Below are 4,829 nucleotides of genomic sequence, written 5' to 3'. Positions count from 1 at the left end.
CGGTCTCCCCTGCCCTGCGCTCGACAGCGACCGCCGCAAAGAGCGATGCTTCAGTGGTGCACTTCGTGCCGCTCACCGCCCCCTCGCGCGCAGCCTCGGCGGTGCTGAGCACGCCAGCCATCGCGACAGCGCCGACCGTGGTCACCGCCCGCTCTGCGACCCCTGTGGTCGTGCCGCCTGTCACCGCTGCGACCGCGCCTCCAGCGACGGCAGCGGTGGTCGTGGCCCCCGTCGCTGCAGCGCCGACCATCATCCCCGTTGCGCCAGTCCCCGCTGCTGCGCCCGCGGTGGTCGTGTCGCCTGTTGCGCCAGTCCCCGCTGCTGCGCCCGCGGTGGTTGTGTCGCCTGTTGCGGTTGCGCCGAGCGTCACCGCTGCGGCCGCCTCGCCGGCAACCCCTCCTGTCGCTGAGCCGCCCGCCCCTTCGCAGACCGCGCGCGCGGTCACCCTCGTCGTCCCGTCGCGTGACGCGGGTGCCTCGACGCCTGCCACGTCGGCGCTGGCCGCGTCTGCGTGGAGCGTTCTCAAGACAGCCCTCACCGAGGAGACCCTGAGCGGCACCTTCGCCGACTTCCGCGAGGGCGCGGGAGGACGCGCGCTTGCGCAGCTCGACGGCGGAGCCTTCATGGCGGTCATGCGAGATCTCTGTACCTCTCCCGAGCCCGCGGTTCGCAGACGTGTCGTGGCAACGATGGCGCGCATCGACAACGTGGGCGCGTCGCGCATCCTCCATCAGGCGCTCGGTGACACCGCCCTCCCCGTGCGCATGGAGGCCGCGGCCATTCTCGGGTCGCGGGGAGACCGCGCCGTCATCGATACCTTCCGACAGGCCCTCGCCGCTCGCGGCCACGACGACCGTTTCCTTGTGCTCACGGCGATGAAGCGGGTCGACAAGAAGTGGATGGTTCCCCTGCTCGCGCCCTTCCTGAGCGATCGCGACCCGTTCATGCGGGTCGCCGCGGCAGAAGGCCTGGCACGCCTGGGAGACGAGAAGGCCTGGATGGCGCTCCGCCGCTCGACCGCAAGCACCGACAAGTATCTGCGGTCGAGCGCGTACGCCGCCGTACAGGACGTCGGGGGGCGGCGGGGCACCTCCGTTCTCGCCGACGCGCTCCGCGACAAGGACCCGGGCATCCGCCTGTATGCCGCTGTCTATCTGGCGCGCATCGGTGACGCAAGCGGTCTTGCGGCCCTTCAGGGCGCGATGCGCCAGACGAACGCGGCGCTGCGCTTCACGGCCATCGACGCCCTCTGTCACCTCGATGGTGAAGAGGTGCTGCAGACGCTGGTGCGCGCCCTCGGCGATAGTGACGCCGAGGTGCGGGTGCGCGCAGCCGCGGGCCTGTTCGCCCACAAGAAGGGCAATGGCATCCCTGCGCTTCAGGCCGCGCTCGCGAGCGACGTGACCGCGGTGCGCCTGAAGGCTGTCGAGGCAGCAAAGCTCGGCTGTCCCGGTCCCGGCGTTCCGCTGCTCGTATCCGCCCTAGGCGACCACACGCGCTCGGTGCGCCTCGCCGCGCTCGACGCGCTCGCGAGCGTCACCGATGTGCGTGATCGCGAGGCGCTGAGACGTTCCCTCGCCGATGCCGATGCCGGCGTACGCGTCGCCTGTGCGCTCGAGCTCGCGCGTCTTGACGACGCCGCGGGGCTGCAGGCGCTGAGCCGCTTCACCGCCCCAGGGAACCCAGAGCGAGACGAGATGCTGCGCGCGGCAGACCGGGTCAAGCTGACGGCGGTCTCTGCCGCGCTGTCGAGCATTGCATCGAGCGGCCCGTCTGACGACCGCACGCGCGCGGTCGACGCGCTCGGCCGACAGGGCACGGCGGCCTCAGCCGAAGCCCTCTGCGCCATCGCCTGCGCGAACGCCGACCCTGTGCTGAGCCCCCTGGCCGTGCAGGCGCTCAGCCGCATCGACAGCGATCTGAGCACCTACCTCCTCAAGGGGCTGCTGGCGGAGGGCATGCCGGCGGCTGTGCGTCTCGAGGCCGCAGCCGCGCTGGGTGACCGCGGGGTCGAGGCTGCCGGGCCGGTGCTCCGCGGCGCCCACGCCGACGACCTGCGCGCCGCGCGGGCGCTGTGCAAGATCGGCGACCCCGCCGGCAGCACGACCTACCAGAAGATGCTGGGCTCGTCGAGCCTCTCAGAGCGACTCGAGGCCGCCGTCGTCCTGCTGCGCCTCCAGTCAAAGGCGCCGCTGGGCGTGGAGTAGCCGTACTTCTGGGCGGAGAGCTGCCTTTTCGGCCGCTCTAAGACAGAGCGTTCTACCGCTTCGCCTGATCGTGCTCGACGCGCAGCGTGATGAGGGCCACCTCGGGTCTGCAGTTGAATCGGATGGGAATGAGAACGGTTCCCAGTCCGCGATTGGTGAAGCAGAGGGTGTGGCCACGTCGCCGGAAGCCCACCACGTGCTCTCGGCCCACGGCGTGCCGGGTGGCGTGAAGGAGAGGTCCAACCACGGGGAACCTCACCTGACCACCGTGGGTGTGCCCTGTCAGCACCAGATCGACACGCCCCTCCGCATCCTCCATGATGTCGGGGGAGTGCGCCAGCAGCAGGCGCGGAAGTCCGTCGCTCTCCGGAATCCCGAACAGGGCGCGATCAAGGTCGGCCCGTCGCAGGTGGGGATCATCGACGCCCACGAGCCAGAGACCGTCCTCCACGAGCACGTGTTCGTTCATCATCACGTTCACGCCGACGGAGCGCAGCGCGTCGGCCATCTGCCGACCGCTGGCCCAGTGGTCATGATTTCCCAGGACTGCGTGAACCCCCAGACGACCACGCAGCCGGCCTATGGCGGCGGCGCACGGGGCGATATGACGTCGGTAGTGCGTGATCAGATCTCCCGTGAGCACGACCAGATCAGGGCGCAGCGCATTCACCTGGTTGAAGATCGCATGCATGCGCGCGGGACTGGTATGATCATCCCAGTGCAGATCGGAGAGATGAACCACCCGCAAGCCATCCAGCGCAGCGGGGAGGCCGGCAACCGGAACGTCGTGCCGGGTCAGCTGAGGCCACCGACGTTCCACCATGACCCCCCAGGCCAGTGCGAGGGCTGCGGCGCTGAACACCCACAGCGGCCCCCGCGGGTCGACAAGCCAGAGCAACGCGGACGTCACGATGAGGACGGTGAGCCCTCCGGTGGCGACGATGGCGTAGAAATACCGCTTGGGAAGACGGGGACGGTACAGCAGGATGGCACCTCGGATGGGCGAAGCGGTGGCTCGTAGCGCTCGGCGGCTCGTTCGTGCGACACGCGCCCACTCTCTCGAGCCCAGGAGACGTTCGTTGGAGATCGTGCTCGCTTCCTCCAGCCCTCGAAGGCTGTCCCTTCTGCGCCAGATCGGGCTCCAGTGCCGGGTCGTGGTTCCCGAGGTCGATGAAGAGGCGATCCTGCACGCGCTCTGCCCGCCGGGAGTGACTGTCTCCCTCGACGACGCCCAGCGGCTCACGTGCCGCCTGGCCGAGGCAAAGGCTGCGGCCGCAATCGCCCGACTCGGCCAGGGCCAGCCAGGCGCGGGGGAGACGGGGGCGCACATCGCAGTGGCGGCTGACACGGTGGTCGTCTGCGACGGCCGCCTGTCGAACAAGCCCACCGACGCCGACGATGCGCGCCAGATGCTGGCGGCCCTGAGCGGCAAGACGCATCACGTGGTGACGGGGCTCTGCGTGCGACGTGCCGCGGAGAGCCTTGTACAGGCTGAGGTGACGGCGGTCTCGTTCCGGGATCTCTCCTCCGCGCTCATCGACACGTATGTGGCCACGGGCGAGCCCCTCGACAAGGCGGGCGGCTACGGGATACAGGGCCTGGGGGGCGTCCTTGTTCGACGCGTTGAGGGCTGCTACTCGAACATCGTCGGCCTCCCCCTCGGGCGCCTTGCAGACCTCCTCGCGCGCATCGGCGTCTCCATCGAGCAGATCTGGGCCCTGCACGGCGCGAGGCCGCAATCGGGCTGACCAGGGGGCTGTCGTCCCCGCAGGCTCAGAGGTAGAGCTGTCCGGTCTGCAACGCGGGGAGCTCGTTCGGAGACTGGAACCACGCCTCGCAGGCCGCGCCCACGGCGCGCAGCCGCTCCACGTGGCGTGGGGCGACAAAGACGTAGAACCGCCAGAGGTCTCGGTGCCTTCCCGTGAGCACCTCGATCTCTGGCAGGGCGAGCTCTCGCAGCGAGCGCGGGCGACCTTCGTCGATGCGAACCAGCACGTCTGCTTCCTTCAGCTGCATCCGGCTCGATGGGCAGTAGACGACGAGCTCGCCGTCCTTGAGCCGCAAGCGCTTGCTCAAGCTGCGCTCCGCCTCCTCACGCGCCGCACGATCGCTGTGGAACGAGCGGATGAGGGCGGCCTGCTTCTCCTCCCCCACCCGCCGCGTCAGCACATAGGCGCGCTTGTAGAGCCGATGGGAGAAGACGTGATCGAGCAGGCAGCGCACAGCGGGAATTCGTCCGTATCGCTGATCGAGCAGATAGAGCAGCGTGTCGTCGCGCAACCCGAACATCTCCTCGAGGCGCAGACCCTCATTGACCGCGCACTCCACGGCACGAGAGATCATGGCGCCGGAAGCCGTCTTGCTGTGGTGGAAGTACACCCGTTCCGACAGGAAGTAGCGCAGTCGCAGCAGGTTCACGACCTCCGATAGCGCATCCTCGCGAATGATGCCGTCCTTCTGGGCGTCGAGATAGAGGCGATCCGTGCTGCCGTCAACGCGAAAGCAGCGGAAGAGCCGCGCGTCCCACGCACCCGACAGGCCGCAGAAGAACGTGTCGCGCGCGAGGTAGTCGAGGAGATCGCTGCAGATCGTTCCGCTCACGATGTCGCGAAGCACCGGCCT

The 4,829-nt window shown here is 69.2% G+C and carries 4 protein-coding genes; 2 read left to right on the top strand and 2 right to left on the bottom strand.

Features of this window, described 5'->3' with window-relative positions; all coding sequences use genetic code 11:
- Positions 1-53 precede the first annotated feature (53 nt).
- Positions 54-2,207 (top strand): hypothetical protein, encoded by a 2,154-nt coding sequence (locus tag EB084_19555; GenBank protein ID NDD30460.1) that lies wholly within the window; start codon positions 54-56, stop codon positions 2,205-2,207.
- 52 nt (positions 2,208-2,259) lie between these two features.
- Here the strand turns inward: EB084_19555 and EB084_19550 are convergent, their stop codons facing one another.
- Positions 2,260-3,105: a metallophosphoesterase gene (locus tag EB084_19550; protein NDD30459.1), complete on the bottom strand. Its 846-nt coding sequence runs from the start codon at positions 3,103-3,105 to the stop codon at positions 2,260-2,262.
- Positions 3,106-3,205: 100 nt separating this feature from the next.
- Here EB084_19550 and maf point away from each other — a divergent pair, with 100 nt between their 5' ends.
- On the top strand, positions 3,206-3,955 hold the full coding sequence (gene maf, locus EB084_19545; GenBank protein NDD30458.1) for a septum formation protein Maf: 750 nt from the start codon (positions 3,206-3,208) through the stop codon (positions 3,953-3,955).
- Between the two features lie 25 nt (positions 3,956-3,980).
- Here the strand turns inward: maf and EB084_19540 are convergent.
- Positions 3,981-4,829, bottom strand: an 849-nt coding sequence (locus EB084_19540) for a hypothetical protein (protein NDD30457.1), incomplete at its 5' end; no start/stop codon positions are given.

The sequence above is a fragment of the Pseudomonadota bacterium genome, assembly GCA_010028905.1.
Classification (GTDB): domain Bacteria; phylum Vulcanimicrobiota; class Xenobia; order RGZZ01; family RGZZ01; genus RGZZ01.
Note: the sequence above shows the minus strand (reverse complement) of the source record. Positions and strands in the feature narration are given on the sequence as shown.